Origin of the sequence: Nocardioides humilatus, from assembly GCF_008373755.1 — a bacterium.
Taxonomy (GTDB): Bacteria; Actinomycetota; Actinomycetes; order Propionibacteriales; family Nocardioidaceae; genus Nocardioides; species Nocardioides humilatus.
In genome coordinates, this window is the sequence record NZ_VUJV01000202.1 from 1 (window position 1) to 284 (window position 284).

General features: G+C 44.4%; 1 protein-coding gene. It reads right to left on the reverse strand.

Going from position 1 to position 284, the window contains the following annotated elements; all coding sequences use genetic code 11:
- Positions 1–284, reverse strand: a 284-nt coding sequence (locus F0U44_RS24450) for an elongation factor 2 family protein (protein WP_223163834.1), incomplete at both ends; no start/stop codon positions are given.

Consider the following 284-nt stretch of genomic DNA (forward strand, 5'->3'; position numbering starts at 1 on the left):
CTTCAGGATCACAGCTCTTGATACCAATGGCAGCTTCATCATCGTGGGGTCCCTCATATAACATCTCCATACGATATTTCTGGGCCACTACAGGTGATGGTAAATGAATGGCAATCATCTGAAGCAGAGCTTCACCAGCAGGCAACCAAGAGCGCATCACAACCTTCAGCAAAGCTTTGCCATCTTTGTCGGAATCCTCATGCTTGATTGTGACTCCAATCTTCTTAAGAAGATCATCAATCTCCTCTTTCTTAAATTTCATGATGGCATCGAACACCTTGTAG